Here is a 17639-nt window from a genome sequence, read left to right on the forward strand (position 1 = left end):
TGGAGCAGGCCGCTCGGACCTACGGCTTCCTCCGGTCACTGAACCTTACTGGGGCACCGATCCACAGTCTCGTGGACTGTATCGCTGTCAATGTATTCCGCTAGTTCCGCCAGTCTACCGAAGAGCGAGACCCGGAGACCGGGGAAGTGGTCAGCAGTCGGTCCGGGCGACGGTCTGACGTCGCCGGCGCACCGATCGCTACCGCAACAACGCTGATCTGGGCGTACGAATCCGGAGAGGTGTCTCTCTCCGGGATATTCGAAGTGGACGGAACGATTCCCGCTTCTCCCGGCGTTACGAACGGACAAGTTATCGTCCCGACCCGAGGGACTGTCTACGGGCTCGGAAACGGGAACGAACCGCCCAGCGCCGACTTCAACTACGCTCCGTCGCCCGCGGAAGCGAACGCCACCCTCACGTTCAACGGCGAACCGTCCACCGACGGTGACGGAGAGATCGCCGAGTATCGTTGGCGATTCGGACCGGACGGGACCACCGCGACCGGGTCGACGGTCGAGTACGCGTTCGAAGAGCCCGGAGAGTATCCCGTTACGCTCGAAGTGATAGATGATGAGGGAGCTACTGACACCCGGACGGAGCGTGTCGAGATTACCGAAGCAACGACACAGACCAACGCGACCGAGACCACGAACACCACCGAAGGGAGTGGCTCGGAAGGCCCCGGCCCGGAGCAAAGCGTCGGCGACGGCAGTTCCTCTTCCGACCAGTTCAGCGCTCTCCCGTTCGCCGGGATACTCGCCGTCGTCAGTGGATTCGGATACGCTGCCTATCGACGGTCGCGAGACGACGAAGAGTAATCACCAGATCGCAGCCCTCTCCGCGGTCGGTATAGACACCGCATTCCCGGGGAAGACACGGTCGCGGCGTTCCGTCCCAGTCGACGCCCGGCGTGCCGCGTTGGTCGCGATCTCAAAGACTTAAGTGAGTCTCCAAACAAGGGACGAATGTGAAGCACGCACCGGTAGTGTAGTGGTATCACGCAACCTTGCCATGGTTGCAACCCGAGTTCAAATCTCGGCCGGTGCACTTCCTGCGATCGTGCCCCGGCCGGGACTCCCGCTCGCTTCACTCGCGGGAGTCCCGGCCGGTGTATTTTCTGAGCGAAGCGAGGAAATCACCGAGAGTGATTTGAACGCTATCAGTTGCGGCTCAACTCTCTCAGAGCCGGCCGGCGCGGTTCACGTGCGAAAAACCGGAACGGGTCTCCGTCGAGGTTCCTACTGGTTCAGCACGCTCGACCACTGGCTGGTGTACGTCGCCTGGTTCGGCTCGAACGAGACGCGCTCGGTAATCGTCCCGTCGCGCTCCTCGAAGGCGTTCACGTACGACTCCTCCAGCGACTGGCCGTAGGCGTCGTTGAGGTACAGCGTCCCCGAACTCGCCGCGCCGACCGTGTCGCTGACGGCGAGGTCGGCCATCGCTGGCCCCTGAAGCAGGTCGGAGGGCGCGGTCCGGAAGATGTAGTCGTTGTCCTCCAGATCGGTCACGTTCGGGTCGGTCGAGGACGGCGAGATGCCGACGACGCCGTTCGGGATGAACACCTGGTCCGAGACCTGGAGGTTAACGTTCGACGACGCCGGGCCCACGACGGCGCCGTAGCCCGCGTTGACGATGGCGTTCGCGCCCGAGATACCGGCCTGCGGGTCCGTCTGCGTGTCCTCAACTCGGGTCTCGACGTCGACGTTGATCCCCGCGTCGTTGACCTGCGTCGCCGCGAGCAGGGCGCCGTCGCGGATCGGGACGCCGAGCGGACCGAGGTCACCCGTCTCCGGCATCAACACGCCGATTCGCGCGGTGAACGATTCGACGCCGACCGGGTCCGCGGCGGTCGCGTTCCGGTCCTCCTCGGAGAGTTCGTTGCCGAACTCGACGGTGTCGAGGGTGACGAGTTCGCCGTCTTGGAAGTCGACGATGTCGTACGCGGCGGTGGCGATGTCGCCGTTGACGTCGAAGTTGACGCCCGAGGACGCGCCCACGTAGTGGACCGGATCGCCGGCGGCGACCGTCTCGACGGCCTCGGGGAGGTCCGCGGGGCCGAACTCGTCGCCGCCGGGATTGGCGACGGTCCGGACGCGGTCGCGGATCGCCTCGCCGCTGTTCTCGCCCGCGGCGGTCGCCGCGAGGATCTCGACCGCCATCGCGTCGTACGCCTGCGCCGTGAACACGCCCGGCTCCTCGCCGTACTCCTCCTGATACGACTCGGTGAAGAACTCCGCGCCGGGACCGCCGGCCGAGGGCGCGGTGCCGATGACGTTGTTCATGTCGTTGTCGACCTCGCCGGGCAGGTCGCTGTCGATCAGCCCGTCGGGGACGATGATGTCGAGGTCGGGCGCGCTGTCGGCGAAGTCCGAGTAGAAGTCGCGGAACAGCTGGATACCGGACTGCGGGAACCCGACGACCATCACGGCGTCCGGGACGTTGCTCTGGTCGCCGCCGTCGGACCCGTCGGAGCCGTCGTCCCCGTCCATCCCGTCGCCGCCGTCGTCTCCGTCGGACCCGTCGCCGCTCTCCGTCGAGCAACCGGCGAGCCCCGCGATGCCGACCGCGCCGGCGCCCTTGAGTACGTCGCGTCGCTGGATTCTTCGCTTCATCCTGCGAGCGAATACCATGCGAGCCATTATAAGTGTATCCACGACCACAAATACCACACCCGCGAACTCCCCGAATTCAGACGGCTCCTCTCGCGGTCTGGGAGGCTTACGGTGCGTCTCGGGCCGGACCGGCGGCGACCGGAAACGCGGGTCGTTCCCGCTCGCTGATAGGTGGTCGGGGGCGCGTGACGGAACGCGAACGGGACGCCCCGTCGAACCGGGATCGGCCGCCGTGGCGACGGGGACTCGACCGCACCTCGCGGCCACCCGTCGGCTCAGTACCCCTGCGCGTTCCCGTCCTTCCGGGGTTCGGTGGCGGCCGAGAGGACCCCGTCGCGGTTGCGAGCGATCTGCGCGCCGCCGAACATGACCGGCGAGAGCGTCCGCACGTCGTGATCCTTCCGGACCAGTTTGGCTGCGGCGTCGTCGTCGAAGTGAGGTTCGAGCGCGAGTTCGCCGCCCTCGCGGTAGCGCCACCGCGGCTCGTCGAGCGCGCGCTGGAGGGGCATATCGTAGTCGACCAGATTCGAGATCACCTGGACGTGGCCCTGCGGCTGCATGTACCCGCCCATCACGCCGAACGCCGCCCAGTCGTCCTCGTCGAACCGGACCACGCCAGGGATGAGGGTGTGGAAGGGGCGCTTGCCTGGTTCGAGGCTGTTCGGGTGGTCCGGGTCGAGCGAGAACGAGGCCCCGCGGTTCTGGAGGGCGATACCGGTGTCCCCCGCGACGAGCCCGGAGCCGAAGCCGGCGAACCGCGAGTTGATGTAGGAGACGACGTTCCCGGCGTCGTCGGCGACCGTGAGCAGCACGGTGTCGGCGTCCTCCGCGTTCGCGTTCGGCACCCCGAAGGAGACGTCGTGCGAGGCGGTCTCGCCGACGCGGGCGGCGCGCTCGGCGGCCCAATCGGCCGACGCGAGCGGGGGGATCTCCTCGTACTCCGGGTCGGTGATGTAACGGTGGCCGTCGTGGAAGGCTCGCTTCAATGCCTCGGCGAAGTAGTGGACGCGCTCGGGGGAGTCGTAGTCGTGCTCGCCCGCGCCCAGTTCGGCGGCGACGTTGAGCGCCTCCAGCGCGATGAGCCCCTGATTGTTCGGCGGTAGCTCGTACACCTCGGCGCCGTTGTACGTCGTCGACACCGGCTCCGGCCACTCGACCTCGAACTCGGCGAGGTCGTCGACGGTCATGAACCCGCCCTGCGACTGGACCTCGTCGGCGATCGCCTCGGCGATCTCGCCCTCGTAGACGGCGTCCGCGCCCTCCTCTGCGATCGTCTCCATCGACTCGCCGAGCCGCGGGAGCGTCACCGTCTGGCCGACGGCCGGCGGCTCGCCGTCGAACAGGAACGCTTCGCGGGCATGGTCGTCGGTGAACAGCGCGTCGGCGCTCGCCCAGTAGGAGGCGATCACCTCGGACACCGGGTACCCCTCGGTCGCGTACCGGATCGCCGGTGCGAGCGCGTCGGCGAGCGTGAGCCGACCCAGCTTCTCGACGGTCGCCTCCCAGCCGCGGGCCGTCCCCGGGACGGTGACCGCGTGCGGCCCGTAGAACGGCATCTCGGCCTCGCCGGCGTCGTCGACCGCGTAGCCGCCGTCGTCCGGGTAGTAGGAGTCGGCGTCGTCGTCCTCGGCGAGCGCCGCCCGCACACTTTCGATCGTCGCGTCGGCGGGCGCGCCGCCGCAGGAGCGCATCGCGCCGACCTCGCCGTCGGCGGTCCGGTACAGCGCGAACACGTCGCCCCCGAGCCCGGTCGAGGTCGGCTCGACGACGTTGAGCGCGGCGGCGGTCGCGACCGCCGCGTCGAACGCGTTGCCCCCCTCGCGTAACACCTCGATCCCCGCCTGGCTCGCGAGCGGCTGGCTTGTCGCCACCACGCCGCGCTCGCCGTACACGGTCGACCGCCGCGAGGTGAATCGGTCTAAGTCCGGATCCATACTCTCGATCCGGTCGCCCGGCACATAAACATCGATCCGGATCTATCCGGTCTGTTCGCTCCCGACCGAACGATCTGCCACCGGAAGGCGGGGCTCGGTCGCGCTTCGCCAGACAATAGTGAACGATCATGTCAATACGTCCAATTGTCACCGAATCGGTCAATTACTGTACGGATGACGACCTGATGTACTGAATAGAATAGTTTTTAACGACCGACGTGTACGTGTTGGTATGTCTCACTCTGACAACGGATAGACGAAATCGGCAGCGACTCGCCGACGGGTTCTCGCCGCAATGGGCGGTGCGAGCGTCGTCGGCCTCGCAGGTTGTGTCGGCGGCGACGGCGGCGACGGGTCCGACGGTGGCGACGGCACGAACGAGTTCGTCGCGTCGGCGGCCGCGAACCCGGGCACGTTCGACCCGACGATCATCACGGACGCGACCTCCAACTCCGTCGTCGGCACCATGGCCTACGAGCGGTTGGTCGCGCTGACGTTCGACTACTCCGAGTTCCGGGGCGAACTCGCCTCCAGCTACGAGCAGGTCGACGACACCACGTTCCGGTTCCAGCTCCGCGAGGGGGTCACGTTCCATAACGGCGACGAGTTCACCGCCGAGGACGTTCAGTTCTCCATCAACCGGACGAGCGGCACGACGAACGACGCCGACGTCTCCTTCATCGAGAACGTCGAGATACTCGGCGACTACGAGGTCGAAATCACCTCGACCGACCCGCACGCGCCGTTCTTGAACGACCTCGCCGCGGTCCCGATCCTCACGAGCAAGACCGACGCGATCAGCGAAAGCCCGGAACAGGACGACCACTCATTCACCGAGCAGACCCTCGGTACCGGACCGTGGGAGCTGGAGGAGTTCTCGGCCGAGGACCGAGCCGTCCTCGTCCCCTACGACGACTACTGGTACGACGGCGACGACTACCCCGGCACGGCGCCGTGGGACCGGGTCACGATCCGGGTCATCCCGGAGCAGGTCTCGCAGGAGGAGGCGATGGCCGCCGGCGAGCTCGACATGATCGACAACGCGGCGCCCTTCGAGCTCGACCAGTGGGAGAACCAGACCGGCGAGGTCGTCACCGGCAGCGCCGTCGGGTTCGACTTCATCACCTATCCGGTCAACCAGAGCCCGTTCACCAACGAGAAGCTCCGCCGCGGGATGACCCGGTTACTCCCGAAGTCCGACGTCATCGAGGCCGTCTTCGGCGGCTATGCGACGGAGCTCGCCGGCCCGATCAGCCCCGGTCTCGGAGCGTTCTGGGACCCCGAGCACGAGCAGAACCTCCTCGACGAGTACGTCGGCCAGGACGAGGAGGAGGGCCTCCGGCTCATCGGCGAGGCGTTCGAGGAGGAGGGCATCGAGGCGCCGTTCGACGTCTCCTTCATCACCAACGTCAACCGGACCCGCGAGCGGTGGATGGAGATCATCCAGCAGACGATGGACGAGACCGAGTACTTCAACGCGGAGCTCGACGTCCGCGCCTTCGACGACCTCGTCCCGTTCCTGCTCGACCCCGAGGGCGCCGCGGCCAGCACCGACGTCGTCGGCATCGGCTGGACGGGCGGCTCCGACCCGGACGGCCACATCAACCAGCTGCTCCACTCCAGCCAGCACGTCCCCGACGGATTCAACTGGAACCTCTACGAGAACGAGGAGATGGACTCGCTGATCACCGAGGGGCAGACGACCCTCGGCGCCGAGGAGCGACTCCCGATCTACCAGGACATCCAAGAGCTCGTCGCGCAGGAGGTCCCGATGGCGAACATGTGGACCGGCGACGTGATCGACGTGCTCAACCCGGCCAACGTCGAGTCTGTCGACCAGTGGAGCCCGCACCCGAACGCGAGCAACCGGTACAACACGCTGTACAAGCCGCACCTCGACGAGATCGTGTACCCGGCGGAGTAACGGTCTCAAACATCCGATAGCGCCCTCAATTCACCCCGATGAGTCTCCAACGATTTGTCATTAAACGCAGCCTGATAACCATCCCGCTGCTGCTCGGGATATCCCTGCTCACCTTCGGGATGGTCCACGCCATTCCCGGCGACCCGATCGACTTCATCACGCTGTTCACGGAGCTCGATCCGCAGACGGAGATGGAGATCCGGGCCGAGTACGGCCTCGACCAGCCGGTGTACATCCAGTACATCGACTGGGTCACCAGCGCGGCGACCGGCGACTTCGGCCGGTCGATCATCACCCGCGACCCGGTGATAAACGAGATCATGGAGCGGCTCCCGTACACGCTCGTGATGGGGATCATGGCGTTCGGCGTCACGCTCGCCACGGCGATCCCGACCGGCGTGATCGCGGCGTACTACCGCAACACCAAGATCGATCAGGCCAGCCGCGTGTTCGCGCTGCTCGGGATCGCGATCCCGAACTTCCTGCTCGGCCTGCTGCTGCTCTTGATCTTCGCGAGCTGGCTCGACCTGTTCCCCATCCTGCCGCCCACCAGTAAGGGGATCCTCAGCTACGACATGCTGGTGTACACCCTGTTGCCGGCGATCACCATCGGGACCGGTTCCACGGCTCTGCTGATGCGACTGATGCGGTCCTCGATGGTGGAGGAACTCGACAAAGACTACGTCCGGACGGCGCGCGCGAAGGGGCTCCCGGAGCGGACGGTCGTCCGGAAACACGTCCTGCGGAACTCGCTGATCTCCGTCGTCACCGTGGCGGCGATCCAGGTCGCGTTCATCATCAGCGGCTCCGTCGTCGTCGAGATCGTCTTCTCGTATCCGGGTATCGGACGGCTGCTCGTCGATCGGGTGGGTAACCGCGACTTCCCGGTCATCCAGGCGATCGTCCTCCTGATCGGCGTCGCCGTGATACTCGCGAACTTCGTCGCCGACGTGCTCTACGCGTACCTCGATCCCAGAATCCGATACTAGATAATGTCAAGCGAAACCTCACAGCGGACGACGGAACGCGGACGAATACGGGTCTCCGGCTTCGACGTCGAGCGCGTCGACTCCCGGGACCCGCTCTCCTCGTGGCAGCCCGACCTCCAGTCGGAGGAGGGGCGCGGTCGCCTTGAGTACGCGTGGATGCGGTTCAAACGGAACCGCCTCGCGCTGTTCGGTGCGGCCACAATCGTCTTCATGGTGCTGCTCGCGGTGTTCTCCCGTCCGATCCAGCTCCCGACTAGCTTCCCGGTGCTGGCCGGAGAGACGGTCCAGCCGTTCTCGCTCGCGCCGGCCGACCCCGCGAACCAGGACGTGATCACCGGGTACCGGGAGCCCACCCTGGAGAACCTCCTCACTTGGCCGCCCACCGGACTCTACCTGTTCGGCGCCGACTGGGCCGGCCGCGACATCCTCTCGCGGGTGATGTACGGCGGGCGCTGGAGCCTCTCGATCGGCTTCATCGCCGTCGCCATGGCCCTCCTCGTCGGGATCCCGCTCGGCTCGATCGCGGGGTACTACGGCGGCAAGATCGACGAGATCATCATGCGCCTCGTCGACCTGCTGTACGCGTTCCCGTTCATCGTGCTCGCGATCGCGGTCATCGCCGTCCTCGGTCGCGGCTACTGGGAGATGATCCTCGCCCTGGTCGTCGTCGGGTGGCTCCCGTACGCCCGCATCATCCGCGGCGAGATCCTGAGCGTGAAGGAGAACGAGTACGTCACCGCGGCGAAGGCGCTCGGCTCCCGCGACCGCTCGATCATCGCGCGGCACATCCTCCCGAACGCCATGGCGCCGGTGATCGTTCAGGCGACGCTCAGCATCGGCACCACGGTGCTCGTCGCCGCGGCGCTCGGGTTCATCGGGCTCGGCCTGTCCCCGGCGAGCGCGGAGTGGGGCGTCATGCTCAACGTCGAGCAGGACGCGATCGCCCGCGGCCGCTGGTGGGCCGGGCTGTTCCCGGGCCTCGCCATCTTCGTCTTCGTGATGGCGATCAACCTCGTCGGCGACGGCGTCCGCGACGCGTTCGACCCGCAGGGCGACCAGACCGACACCGACACCGGGGGGCTCCGCTGATGGCGATGCTCGAAGTCGAGGACCTCAACGTGCGGTTCTACACCGACGACGGGGTCGTCAAGGCGACGAACGACCTCTCGTACCGGATCGAGGCCGGCGAGCGGTTCGGCGTCGTCGGCGAGAGCGGGGCCGGGAAGAGCGTCACGAGCCTCGCGCTGATGCGCCTCATCGACGAGCCGGGCGTCATCGAGAGCGGCGAGATCCGGTTCAAGGGCCAGAACATCTTGGAGATGGATGAAGAGGAGATGCGCGAACTCCGCGGCAACGAGATCGCGATGATCTTCCAGGACGCCGGGACCGCGCTGAACCCGTCGTACACGGTGGGCGAGCAGATCTCGGAGGCGATCCGGTACCACATCGGGCTCGACGAGGAAGCGGCGCGCGAGCGCGCCATCGAGACGCTGGAGTCGGTCGGGATCCCCTCGGCCGCCGAGCGGTACAGCGACTACCCGCACGAGTTCTCCGGCGGGATGCAACAGCGCGTCGTGATCGCGATCGCGCTGTCGTGCGACCCCGACCTGATCATCGCCGACGAGCCGACCACCGCGCTCGACGTCACCATCGAGGCGCAGATCCTCGAACTGCTGGAGGAGGTCGCGACCGAGTTCGACACCGCCATCCAGCTCATCACCCACGACCTCGGCGTCGTCGCCGAGTTCTGTGACCGGGTCATGGTGATGTACGCCGGCCACCCGGTGGAGATGGCGCCGGTCGAGGACGTGTACTACGACCCGCAACACCCGTACACCGTCGGGCTGATGAGCTCCATCCCGCGTATCGGCGACGAGCGCGACCGGCTCCAGACGATCCCGGGCCGGATGCCGGACCTGATCGAGATGCCGCCGGGCTGTAACTTCCACCCCCGGTGTCCGTACGCCGAGGAGTCGTGTACCCGCATGGAGCCCCGGCTCGTCGACGTCGAGACGGGAGAGCCCGCGGACCCGATCAACAGCGACGCGCAGAGCGCCGCGTGTCTCGCACACACCGGCGAACTCACCGGCGAACTCGACTACGAGGTGACCGTCCGCGGCGAGGACGACCCGGTCGGGTCGGGCGACGCGGCGAGCTCAGCGGGGGTGAGCGACCGATGAGCGGCTCCGAGCCGCTCCTCCGCGTCGAGGGGCTCGAGAAGTACTACGAGTCCGAGAGCGACTTCATCGACCGGCTCCTCGGCCGGCAGAAGAAGGTGAAGGCGGTCGACGGGGTCTCCTTCGAGATCGAAGCGGGAGAGACGCTGGGGCTGGTCGGCGAGAGCGGCTGCGGGAAGAGCAGCATCGGCCGGTCGATCCTCCAGCTCCGCGAGCCGACCGCCGGCTCGGTGTACTTCAAGGGCGAGGACATCACGACGTTCTCCGACAGGGAGCTCCGGGATCTGCGAAAAGAGATGCAGATAATCTTCCAGAACCCGCAGTCGAGCCTCAACCCGCGGCTGACGGTGAACGACATCATCGGAGAGGCGCTCGACATCCACGGGATCGAGGGGGGCGTCTCCCGCGACGCCCGGATCAAGGAACTGCTCGACCGCGTCGGGCTCAACGCGAGCCACGCCAACCGGTACCCGCACGAGTTCTCCGGCGGACAGCTCCAGCGGATCGGGATCGCCCGCGCGCTCGCCGTGGACCCCGACTTCATCGTCTGCGACGAGCCCGTCTCGGCGCTCGACGTGTCGGTCCAGGCCCAGATCCTCAACCTGTTGGAGGACCTCCAAGACGAGCTTGGGATCGCGTACCTGTTCATCGCGCACGACCTCTCCGTCGTCGAGCACATCGCCGACGAGATCGCCGTCATGTACCTCGGCAAGATGGCCGAGATCGGCACGCCAGAGGAGCTGTTCGCGCCGCCGCAACACCCGTACACCGAGGCGCTGCTGTCGGCGATCCCGGAGCCGGACCCGCTGTGGGAGGGCGACCGGATCCTGCTGGAGGGGTCGGTTCCCTCCCCGATCGATCCCCCGTCCGGCTGTAAGTTCCACACGCGGTGTCCCCGCGTCATCCCGCCCTCGGACTACGAGTTCGAGCAGGCGGAGTGGCGCGCGGTCATGTCGCTCCGCCACCGCGCCCGCGAGGAGGACATCGCCGTCGAGACGTTCGACGCCGGCGAGAGCGCGCTGATGGAGGCGCTCCGCGAGGAGCTCGACCTCCCATCGACGCTGTCGGACCCGGAGGCAGAGGAAGTGGTCCAAGAGGCGCTCCGGCTGGTCGCCGACGAAGAGTTCGAGCACGCCGAGCGGGTGCTCGACGAGACGTTCGACACGCCCTGCTCGACGGACGAACCGGTGCTCCGCCAGACCGACGCGGGGCGCGTCGCGTGTCACCTCTTCGACCCGGCTTACGAAGCCGGGCCGACCGAGGGGGCGGCGCCCGACGACGGTACCGCCCCCGGCTCGGCCGCGAGCGGCGACGACTGACCCCGGTCCGTCGTCCCTCCCGCCCGGGAGCGGCCCCGACGACACGCTTATTCCTCCCGGCGGGAACCTCCACGCATGCCTCGCTCACGTCGGCGGGACGGCGTCGACCGCTCCGACGACGACCCGTTCCGGCCGAATGAGTCCGTCGAACGCCACCGCCCTCGGGCCGCCAAGACGCTCCCGGCGGCGACGCTCGCACGGTGGCTGCTCCCGGCGCGGCTTCACCGCTGGGCCGTCTCCGTCAGCGTCGACACGCCGGCGACCGTGTACGAAGCGGGCGAGCCGATCCCGGTGGCGATCGAGCTCCGGAACCCGCTTCCAGTCCCGGTAACCGTTCGGACGCGGTCCCCGGTCCCGTGGACGTGGCACGTCGACGGGCACCGCGACGCGTCACAGGTGTCCGAACCGCTCCCGGAGTCGGAAGCGCGGTTCACGCTCGACCGCGGGGAGCGACGACGGTTCACCCGGCGGTGGCAGCAGAGCTTCCAGGTCTCGGAGACGGAGTGGCGGCCCGCCGACCGCGGGGAACACACGATCGGCGCCGGGCTCGCCGTGGACGACCCCGCCGGAAAAGGCGTCTACGACGAGACGACCGTCCGGATCGAGTGACCCGCGTCCGGGGCGCCGCAGGGCCTCACTCGTCGTCGCTCGGGATGTCTATCTCTTCCTGATGGTAACGCTCGGTCGCGAGCTCCGCGACCGCCCGGAGCGCCTCGGTGAGATCGTCCGATTCGTCGAGCGTGTATCGGTCGGGGTCGCGCCCCTCGGTCCGATCGATCTCCAGGATTCCGAACCGTTCGAGTCCGTCGAGCGCCTCGTGGACGACAGTCCGGTCGACGCCCGCGCCCTCGACGATCCGATCGACCGGCAGCGGCTCGGACGCGTAAAACAGCGCCGCGACGACCCGCGCCCGCACTCGGTTCGTGAACAGGAGCGCGAGCCCGTTCTCCGCCACGAGCCGCGTGTACTCGTCGGTCGATTGCTCGTCCATACCCGCCGTTCACGAGCGAGCGGCATGACAGCTTCGGAACGGGCGAGTCCGCGGCGGCGCCCGCCGACCCCGCGTCACTCCTCGAACTCGGCGTAGTGACGCACAAGCCCGCACTCCGGACACATCACGGTCGTCAGCTCCTTGCGCTCGTTCATGCCGAGCTTCCCGAGGAGCCCTGACCGTTTCTCGCCGGTCCTGACGTGCGCGTTCCACGCGTCGCCCATGCTGAACTCGACCTCCTCCATCGTGACGCCGCAGTCCGGACAGCGGTGGTCCATGGGGGTCGACTCGCGCGGCGACCTGAAAACGGTTCGTCCGCTCGGCGGCCGAGCGACGCTGTTCCCCGGGCGCCGAGCCACCCGGGTCGAGTGATCAGACTCTTTCGACGCCGGGGCGATCGGGCCGTAGGGATGACTCGCCGGGCCGACCTCGATCGCTTCTACGACCTGCTCGACGACCTCGCGCGCCGGGTCGGCGGACCGCGGAAGCTCAAGGAGTGTACCGGGTACATGGACTGGCCCGACCGGGGCGTCTACTTCTTCCTCGCCCCGGGCGAAACGCGCGCTTCGACCGACCAGTCACGCGTCACCCGCGTGGGGACGCACGCGGTGTCCGCGGGGAGCAGCACGACCCTCTGGGACAGACTGAAACAGCACTACGGCACGGGTAGCGGAAGCTCAAACCATCCTCACGGCGGCGCTCACCGCGCGTCCGTATATCGCAAGCGCGTCGGTGAAGCGATCATCGAGAAGTACGGCCTCCGCGAGGACTACCCCGACTGGGACGAGCGGTGGTCGGGCGTCGACCGCGAGCGAGCAGCGGTCCGCGACGAGGAGTACGCCCTCGAACGGCGCGTGAGCGCGTTCGTCCGCGAACAGCCGTTCCTCTGGGTGCCCCTCGACGACGAACCCGGCGCGGATAGCGACCGGTGCGTTCTCGAACGGAACGCTATCGCCCTCCTGAGCAACTTCGATCGGGAGCCGGTCGATCCCCGGCGGACCGACTGGATCGGGCGACACAGCCGGAGCCGTGCGATCCGCGAGTCGGGACTCTGGAACGTGGATCACGCCGACGAACAGTACGACGGCGGCTTCCTCGGACTATTCGCGGACGCCGTCGACGACGCGACGCCGCCGTAGTCGGTCGTCAGGCTACTCCCGTCGTCATCGCGGCGCCGCACTCTCGGCGGCTGTGAGCGTGGTTCACTCGCGGTCGTCTCCAGTCGAACTGTACGGACGGAAAGGCTGGCCTCGGCACTCATAGGGCTCGTCGTCGCCGGGTGCCGAGTCCGGCTCGGAGCGGTGATTCGTCATCGGCCGCTCGTCGGTAGTCGCGCCGTTGAATAAAAGGCTCCGGCCGCGCCGTCAGTGCGACGACCCGGCGTACTCGTTCCAGCGGTCGGTCCCGTTCGCGATCCGCCGGGTGTCCGACGGGTCGAACGTCCCCGCCGCCTGCGCGACAGCCTCCGCGGCGGTCGGAAGGTCGTCCGGAGCGTCGGTTGCGGCCGAGTCAGCGGATGGACCCGATCGGTCGGTGGGCTGTTCGGTCGGCGTCGCCTCGCGCGTGCTCGGACCGCCGGGACCGGTCGTCGTCCCCGCCGTCGAGCGTGCGTCAGTCGTGTACTACGGGTGGCACGTCACAGGCAACGTGCGTATCCTTCATAATTGTTTATGTTAGTATGAGGATCGCCGCGGGGAGTGGTCGCGGCCGTCGGCGACTCAGCGATCGGCGATCAGTCTCGCCGAGCCGACGGTACGGTGATCGCCTCCTACCGGGCCGACGGTACGGTGATCGTCTCCTACCAGGCCGACCACGCGGCGAGCGTCTCGTCGCGGGCGTAGATCCGCTTGAGGTCCTTCGCGTAGGCGAGGTCGCCGGGGTGGTCGAGTTTCTCGTGGCGGTACTCGGGCGCGTCCTCACGGATGTGGAGCCCCTCGACGGTGAACTCCTCCTCGCCGAACTCCACCGTCTCGTCGACGGTGAACTCGTAGTCGCCGGGGACGTTCACTCGCAGCGACCGGGTCTGGTCCGCGTCCCCGTCCTTCGGGTGGAGCGTGACCGGGACCGCGACGTTGTCGACCGCGCGGGTCCACAGCGTCTCCACGTCCGTGATGTCCGCTTCCTCGACGCGGTTCTCGGGGCCGAGTTCGATCCCCGTGATCCGCACCTGCATCAGCGCCTCGTCGGTGTCGACGACGAACTCCTCGCCGGTGCCCACGTCGCCTTCGGCGGGCACGTCCATCGTCGTGGTGAACGAGTCGCCGTCCTGCGAGACGACGACCGTCACGGCGACGGTCTCGTCCTCGGGGATCTCGGTCTTGTGGGTGTGGTCGCACTCGGTACAGCGCACGGTGGCCTGCCCGCCCGGGCTGAGGACCTCGTGGACGGTCGGCTCGGCGGGCGAACACGACGGGCAGGGGAGCCCGACGCGCGCGCCGGCTTCGGTGTCAGTCATTGGGCGCTCGTACCCGCCGCGCCCGTAAATATCCGCCCCTGTGGGGGCGGTGTGGGTCGCGCTCGCGTGGCGCGCGGCGTCGCGCGGTAAGGAAACTGGTTTACCGGAGTCCGCGGAACGGTCGCCCATGATCGTACCCGGGTCCAGCTCGCAGCAGCTCGCGGCGGCGCTCGCCGCGGAGACGGGCCGGGCGCTCGCGACCCCGACCTACGACCGGTTCCCGGACGGGGAGGGGCTCGCCGCGGTGCCCGACTTCGACGCCGACGAGGCCGTGATCGTCGCCGCGACCGACTCCGACGAGGCGTGGGTCGAACTGCTCCAGCTCCAGGACGCCGTCCGCGAGGCCGGCGCGACGGACGTGACCACCGTTGTCCCCTATATGGGGTACGCCCGCCAGGACGACTCCTTCGGCGACGGAGAACCCGTCTCCGCCCGCGCGATGGCGAAGGCGATCTCGACCGGGACCGACCGCGTCCGCCTCGTCAACCCCCACGAGTCGACCGTCGCCGACTTCTTCGACGTCCCTGTCGAGGCGGTCGACGCGGCCGGCGTCCTCGCCGACCCGCTCCCCGCCGACCTCGCCGACCCGCTCTTCCTCGCGCCCGACGAGGGCGCCACCGACGTGGCCGCGGCCGTCCGCGACGCGTACGGTGCCGGCGAGACGGACTACTTCGAGAAGCACCGCGACCGCGAGACCGGTGCCGTCGCGGTGTCGCCCTCCGACGCGAGCGTCGCCGACCGCGACGTGGTCGTCGTCGACGACATCATCGCGACCGGGTCGACGATGAGCGAGTCGGTCGCCGTCCTCACCGACCGCGGTGCGGCGCAGGTGCTGACCGCCTGCGTCCACCCGGTGCTCGCCGCCAACGCGGTGACGAAGCTCCGCGCCGCCGGCGTCGACCGGATCCTCGGCAGCGACACCGTCGAGCGCGGCTGTAGCGTCGTCAGCGTCGCGCCGGCGCTGGCCGACGCGCTGGACTGACGCCGCGTAACGGTCACTCGTCGTCGATTTCTCGGATCTTCTCGGCCGGGTTGCCGCCGACCACCGTCCGCGCCGGCACGTCGTCGACGACGACGGCTCCCGCGGCGACGACCGCGCTGTCCCCGATCTCGACCCCAGGCGTGATCACCGCCTGTCCCCCGATCCAGGCGTCGTCGCCGACGGTCACGGGGTCGCCGAACTCGCGGCCCGCGGCGCGCTCCGCGGGGTCGATCGGGTGCGTCGCGGTGTACACGTGGACCCCCGGCCCGAGCAGGCAGTTCTCGCCGAACGCGACCGGCGCGACGTCTAGGACGACGCAGCCGTAGTTCGCGAAGAAGCCGTCGCCGACCCCGACGTTGTAGCCGTAGTCGCAGCGGAACGGCGGCACGACGGTCGCGTCGCCCTCGGCGGCTCCGAACAGCTCGGAGAGCAGGCGGTCGCGGCGGTCGGCCTCCGTCGGCGCGGTGGCGTTGTACCGGCGACAGCGGTCCCGCGCGCGCTTACGATCGGCGACCAGCTCGGGAGCCGAGGGGTCGTACGCCTCGCCGGCCAACATCCGTTCCTTCTCGCGTCCCATACGGCCTCCGGCGCAGCCACCAACAAAGGGCTGTCCGTCTCCGCGGAGTCGAGCGCGGCCGGCGTTCGGCGACCCTCCGGGTTGGAGTTCAGACGATCTTCATCATCCGCGTCTCGAACTTCCCGACGCGGACGCGAACCCACCCCGCCAGTTCCTCGTCGAGGGCGGGGTCGTCGGTGTCGACGCGGAGCGCGCGCACGTCGTCGAGCTTCGCGCGCGAGGCGACGATCCGGAGGTCGCAGCGCCGGATCACGGCCGGCGATACCTGCGGGTTGCCGCGGCCGAAGACGAACCCCTGCCCGCCGATCGGCGAGACGACGATCACGTTCTCCTCGCCGAGCGCGCCGAGGATCTCCGCCTCCGTGGCGTCCCGCACCACCACCTCGCCGTCGCGCCAGACGTCGACGCCGATCGGGGAGGGCTCGAAGCCGAGCTCGTCCTTGATCGCGCCGACGGTCGACCCCGGGCCGAGGACGAACGCGACGCCCTCGCCGTCGCGCTCGCGAATGTCGGCCGCGACCCCCTCCGCCAGCGACTCGACGGTCCCGCTCGCCGTCTGCTTGGAGGACTGGAGGTCGTCGGCGACCGGCACGTGCGCGACACCCCGCAGCTCCGGGTGGACCTCGCCCTCGCGGTAGGCGTCCTCGTCGATGTCCATCACCTCGCGGCGCTCGGTCCGCGAGAACGAGGCGGCGACCTCGGCGGCGTCCTCCGGCGACACCGCGAACACCGACGAGTACACCTTCACGCCGGCGGGGACGCCGAGCATCGGCACGTCAGTCCCCTCCAGCGCCGCCGCGACGTCCGCCGCGGTGCCGTCGCCGCCGACGAACAGGACGAGGTCGACGGGGTCGGCGGGGGCGGTCGCGTCGCCCCAAGCCCCGGTCCCTCCGCCTCCGTCGATCCCCGCGAACGCCCGGACGACCGCCGCGGTGTGCGCCGCGGTCGTCGCCGTCGACGCCGGCGGCTCGCCGTCGAACGGGTCGACGACGCGGGCCGGGTCGAAGCCCGCCCCGCGGACGACCGACTCGCCCATTGGGTCCGCGGCTACGGAGACGGCGGCGTCGGGTTCCACCGCGGCCAGTCGCTCCAGCATCCGCCGCGCCCGGTCCGGCGCCCGCGGCTCCGCGCCGCGCTCGACCGCCTCGGTCACCTTCCCGTCGGTCCCCTTCAGTCCGACGCGGCCGCCCATCCCGGCGACCGGGTTCACCGCGATCCCCACGTGCATGACAAATAGTTCGCCGCGCCGGCCCCTTAAGCGAGACGCGTCCGGGTCGGAGCGCGCGGGCGCCCGGAACCGTCGGTCGGACCGGCACATAAAGGCCCTCAACACCGGGACACGGCACTCAACACGTGTCCGCTCGTAGTTGTCACCGCCGGTGGAACGAGCCCGCCATCGGTAACCTGCTCGTCTCATCGGGACTGGATCCCTCCCGCGGTAGCTGCCACACGCCCACGTCTCCCGGTCCCGTTTTCGTACCCCTGCCGCGGTGCTCGTCCGTCGGTCTGCCCCCTCTCGTCCGAGAGTCAATACTTAAGACGTCCCCAGAACAACGCCGAGATATGATCCTCGAAGCCGCCGTGACGGAGCCGCTGCCGATCAGCGCGACCGCGGGCGCGATCCTGCTCGCGAGCCTCGCCCTCGTCGTCGTGTGGATCGCGTACCTCTACCGGTAGCC

General features: G+C 68.7%; 16 protein-coding genes, 1 tRNA gene and 1 pseudogene. 11 read left to right on the plus strand and 7 right to left on the minus strand.

What is annotated here, in order from left to right; genetic code table 11:
- From EXE41_RS09015 to EXE41_RS09025, 3 genes and pseudogenes are all read left to right on the plus strand, one after another.
- Positions 1-104 (plus strand): annotated as a pseudogene (locus tag EXE41_RS09015) (IS1595 family transposase); the annotation flags it as partial.
- Positions 105-263: 159 nt separating this feature from the next.
- Positions 264-818: a PKD domain-containing protein gene (locus EXE41_RS09020; RefSeq protein WP_158294403.1), complete on the plus strand. Its 555-nt coding sequence runs from the start codon at positions 264-266 to the stop codon at positions 816-818.
- 158 nt (positions 819-976) lie between these two features.
- Positions 977-1047: transfer RNA gene (locus tag EXE41_RS09025), tRNA-Gly, on the plus strand.
- A gap of 191 nt (positions 1048-1238) precedes the next feature.
- Here the strand turns inward: EXE41_RS09025 and EXE41_RS09030 are convergent.
- Positions 1239-2612 (minus strand): ABC transporter substrate-binding protein, encoded by a 1374-nt coding sequence (locus tag EXE41_RS09030; RefSeq protein ID WP_137690791.1) that lies wholly within the window; start codon positions 2610-2612, stop codon positions 1239-1241.
- Between the two features lie 275 nt (positions 2613-2887).
- Complete coding sequence (locus tag EXE41_RS09035; RefSeq protein ID WP_089308173.1) at positions 2888-4546, minus strand: gamma-glutamyltransferase family protein; 1659 nt, start codon at positions 4544-4546, stop codon at positions 2888-2890.
- Positions 4547-4841: 295 nt separating this feature from the next.
- On the opposite strand from EXE41_RS09035, the gene EXE41_RS09040 reads away from it, so the two are divergent.
- The 6 genes from EXE41_RS09040 to EXE41_RS09065 all read left to right on the plus strand — a co-directional run bounded on the left by EXE41_RS09040 (position 4842) and on the right by EXE41_RS09065 (position 11564).
- Entirely contained in the window at positions 4842-6470 is a 1629-nt protein-coding gene (locus EXE41_RS09040) for an ABC transporter substrate-binding protein (protein WP_086215606.1), read from the plus strand.
- A 38-nt stretch (positions 6471-6508) separates the two neighbouring features.
- Positions 6509-7459 (plus strand): ABC transporter permease, encoded by a 951-nt coding sequence (locus EXE41_RS09045; RefSeq protein ID WP_049931661.1) that lies wholly within the window; start codon positions 6509-6511, stop codon positions 7457-7459.
- Positions 7460-7462: 3 nt separating this feature from the next.
- Positions 7463-8548 carry an ABC transporter permease gene (locus tag EXE41_RS09050; protein ID WP_049931660.1) on the plus strand — a complete coding sequence of 362 codons (1086 nt, stop codon included), beginning with the start codon at positions 7463-7465 and terminating at the stop codon, positions 8546-8548.
- Positions 8548-9639, plus strand: a complete 1092-nt coding sequence (locus tag EXE41_RS09055; protein WP_137690792.1) for an ABC transporter ATP-binding protein — start codon at positions 8548-8550, stop codon at positions 9637-9639. Before EXE41_RS09050 ends, EXE41_RS09055 begins: the two co-directional genes overlap by 1 nt.
- Positions 9636-10955 (plus strand): ABC transporter ATP-binding protein, encoded by a 1320-nt coding sequence (locus EXE41_RS09060; protein WP_089308171.1) that lies wholly within the window; start codon positions 9636-9638, stop codon positions 10953-10955. Before EXE41_RS09055 ends, EXE41_RS09060 begins: the two co-directional genes overlap by 4 nt.
- Before the next feature lie 75 nt (positions 10956-11030).
- On the plus strand, positions 11031-11564 hold the full coding sequence (locus EXE41_RS09065; RefSeq protein ID WP_049931658.1) for a hypothetical protein: 534 nt from the start codon (positions 11031-11033) through the stop codon (positions 11562-11564).
- A gap of 25 nt (positions 11565-11589) precedes the next feature.
- On the opposite strand, the gene EXE41_RS09070 is transcribed toward EXE41_RS09065, so the two are convergent.
- Positions 11590-11946 carry a GntR family transcriptional regulator gene (locus tag EXE41_RS09070; protein WP_137690793.1) on the minus strand — a complete coding sequence of 119 codons (357 nt, stop codon included), beginning with the start codon at positions 11944-11946 and terminating at the stop codon, positions 11590-11592.
- Between the two features lie 74 nt (positions 11947-12020).
- Complete coding sequence (locus EXE41_RS09075) at positions 12021-12224, minus strand: hypothetical protein (protein WP_049931656.1); 204 nt, start codon at positions 12222-12224, stop codon at positions 12021-12023.
- Between the two features lie 132 nt (positions 12225-12356).
- Between EXE41_RS09075 and EXE41_RS09080 the strand changes: the two genes are divergently transcribed.
- The gene (locus tag EXE41_RS09080) at positions 12357-13085 is read left to right on the plus strand and encodes a hypothetical protein (RefSeq protein ID WP_137690794.1); all 729 of its coding nucleotides are present in this window, start codon (positions 12357-12359) and stop codon (positions 13083-13085) included.
- A gap of 659 nt (positions 13086-13744) precedes the next feature.
- Here EXE41_RS09080 and EXE41_RS09085 read toward each other — a convergent pair.
- The gene (locus EXE41_RS09085; protein WP_089308170.1) at positions 13745-14401 is read right to left on the minus strand and encodes an HVO_0476 family zinc finger protein; all 657 of its coding nucleotides are present in this window, start codon (positions 14399-14401) and stop codon (positions 13745-13747) included.
- Between the two features lie 127 nt (positions 14402-14528).
- On the opposite strand from EXE41_RS09085, the gene prs reads away from it, so the two are divergent.
- A complete protein-coding gene (gene prs, locus EXE41_RS09090) occupies positions 14529-15383 on the plus strand; it encodes a ribose-phosphate diphosphokinase (RefSeq protein ID WP_137690795.1) in 855 nt (284 codons plus the stop codon).
- Between the two features lie 13 nt (positions 15384-15396).
- Here prs and EXE41_RS09095 read toward each other — a convergent pair whose 3' ends face one another.
- Together EXE41_RS09095 and EXE41_RS09100 are read right to left on the minus strand one after the other, a co-directional pair.
- Positions 15397-15960, minus strand: a complete 564-nt coding sequence (locus tag EXE41_RS09095) for a maltose acetyltransferase domain-containing protein (RefSeq protein WP_137690796.1) — start codon at positions 15958-15960, stop codon at positions 15397-15399.
- Positions 15961-16048: 88 nt separating this feature from the next.
- Complete coding sequence (locus EXE41_RS09100) at positions 16049-17188, minus strand: ATP-NAD kinase family protein (RefSeq protein WP_137690797.1); 1140 nt, start codon at positions 17186-17188, stop codon at positions 16049-16051.
- Positions 17189-17639 lie beyond the last annotated feature (451 nt).

Source organism: Halorubrum sp. SD690R, from assembly GCF_005435035.1.
In the GTDB taxonomy this organism is placed as follows: domain Archaea; phylum Halobacteriota; class Halobacteria; order Halobacteriales; family Haloferacaceae; genus Halorubrum; species Halorubrum ezzemoulense.

Bases quoted from the DNA above. Each gene is read 5' to 3' on its own strand.
- EXE41_RS09030 (WP_137690791.1), bottom strand. From the start codon at position 2,612: ATGAAGCGAAGAATCCAGCGACGCGACGTACTCAAGGGCGCCGGCGCG.
- EXE41_RS09035 (WP_089308173.1), bottom strand. From the start codon at position 4,546: ATGGATCCGGACTTAGACCGATTCACCTCGCGGCGGTCGACCGTGTAC.
- EXE41_RS09040 (WP_086215606.1), top strand. From the start codon at position 4,842: ATGGGCGGTGCGAGCGTCGTCGGCCTCGCAGGTTGTGTCGGCGGCGAC.
- EXE41_RS09045 (WP_049931661.1), top strand. From the start codon at position 6,509: ATGAGTCTCCAACGATTTGTCATTAAACGCAGCCTGATAACCATCCCG.
- EXE41_RS09050 (WP_049931660.1), top strand. From the start codon at position 7,463: ATGTCAAGCGAAACCTCACAGCGGACGACGGAACGCGGACGAATACGG.
- EXE41_RS09055 (WP_137690792.1), top strand. From the start codon at position 8,548: ATGGCGATGCTCGAAGTCGAGGACCTCAACGTGCGGTTCTACACCGAC.
- EXE41_RS09060 (WP_089308171.1), top strand. From the start codon at position 9,636: ATGAGCGGCTCCGAGCCGCTCCTCCGCGTCGAGGGGCTCGAGAAGTAC.
- EXE41_RS09065 (WP_049931658.1), top strand. From the start codon at position 11,031: ATGCCTCGCTCACGTCGGCGGGACGGCGTCGACCGCTCCGACGACGAC.
- EXE41_RS09070 (WP_137690793.1), bottom strand. From the start codon at position 11,946: ATGGACGAGCAATCGACCGACGAGTACACGCGGCTCGTGGCGGAGAAC.
- EXE41_RS09075 (WP_049931656.1), bottom strand. From the start codon at position 12,224: ATGGACCACCGCTGTCCGGACTGCGGCGTCACGATGGAGGAGGTCGAG.
- EXE41_RS09080 (WP_137690794.1), top strand. From the start codon at position 12,357: ATGACTCGCCGGGCCGACCTCGATCGCTTCTACGACCTGCTCGACGAC.
- EXE41_RS09085 (WP_089308170.1), bottom strand. From the start codon at position 14,401: ATGACTGACACCGAAGCCGGCGCGCGCGTCGGGCTCCCCTGCCCGTCG.
- prs (WP_137690795.1), top strand. From the start codon at position 14,529: ATGATCGTACCCGGGTCCAGCTCGCAGCAGCTCGCGGCGGCGCTCGCC.
- EXE41_RS09095 (WP_137690796.1), bottom strand. From the start codon at position 15,960: ATGGGACGCGAGAAGGAACGGATGTTGGCCGGCGAGGCGTACGACCCC.
- EXE41_RS09100 (WP_137690797.1), bottom strand. From the start codon at position 17,188: ATGCACGTGGGGATCGCGGTGAACCCGGTCGCCGGGATGGGCGGCCGC.